This is a genomic window from Bacillus sp. LR--39 (assembly GCF_053613335.1).
This window is the reverse complement of sequence record NZ_JBSIOT010000558.1, coordinates 1-866: the sequence shown is the minus strand read 5'-3', so window position 1 is coordinate 866 and position 866 is coordinate 1. Positions and strand designations below refer to the sequence as shown.

The following is an 866-nucleotide window of genomic DNA, read 5'->3' as shown; positions in this document are numbered from 1 at the left end:
AGCTGAGCTACTTCCCGATTTTTAAAAATATTATGGCGCGCCCGAGAGGAGTCGAACCCCTAACCTTTTGATCCGTAGTCAAACGCTCTATCCAATTGAGCTACGGGCGCAATTAATATCACAATATCCCGTTGGGATAAAATGGAGCGGAAGACGGGATTCGAACCCGCGACCCCCACCTTGGCAAGGTGATGTTCTACCACTGAACTACTTCCGCAAGTAAAAATGTAAAGCATGGCCAGAATACAGTCTCAGATAGCGGTAAACTGTATTATTATTTATTCAGTAAAAATCCAAACGGTATAACCCACAGATCAACCTAAACATACTGCTCATTATGACAAAAGTAATTATATCAAGGTTTTGATAAAAGTCAATACCGTTTAACAATTAATTATGTTAATCTCTTTGAATCATTGAAGCAAGGCTAACTTCATCAGAAAGCGCGCTTTAAACACCTATACCTTAACTGCTGCAATCAGTAACAGTTTTTACTGATCCAAATAAAAAAATAACAGTTCCATAACATGCGGAAACTGCTTCAGATCAACGTATTTTAGATAAGCTTCCAAGCGGGCTCGAACCGCTGACCTCTTCCTTACCATGGAAGTGCTCTACCTGCTGAGCTATGGAAGCAATGGCTCCGCAGGTAGGACTCGAACCTACGACCGATCGGTTAACAGCCGATAGCTCTACCACTGAGCTACTGCGGAATATTATAAGCTTCATAAACAAAAACATGGTAGATAAAATAAAAAAGCTTGGCGGCGTCCTACTCTCACAGGGGGAAACCCCCGACTACCATCGGCGCTGAAGAGCTTAACTTCCGTGTTCGGCATGGGAACGGGTGTGACCTCTTCGCTATC

General features: G+C 43.1%; 4 tRNA genes and 1 rRNA gene. All 5 read right to left on the bottom strand.

The annotated features are described in order from the left end of the window. Positions 1–33 precede the first annotated feature (33 nt). A tRNA-Arg gene (locus ACWHAR_RS24890) sits at positions 34–110 on the bottom strand. Between the two features lie 32 nt (positions 111–142). Beyond that, a tRNA-Gly gene (locus ACWHAR_RS24885) sits at positions 143–217 on the bottom strand. Between the two features lie 346 nt (positions 218–563). Continuing rightward, positions 564–636 (bottom strand) — tRNA-Thr (locus ACWHAR_RS24880). A 2-nt stretch (positions 637–638) separates the two neighbouring features. Further along, a tRNA-Asn gene (locus tag ACWHAR_RS24875) sits at positions 639–713 on the bottom strand. A gap of 46 nt (positions 714–759) precedes the next feature. Then, positions 760–866, bottom strand: a 5S ribosomal RNA gene (gene rrf / locus ACWHAR_RS24870); the annotation flags it as partial.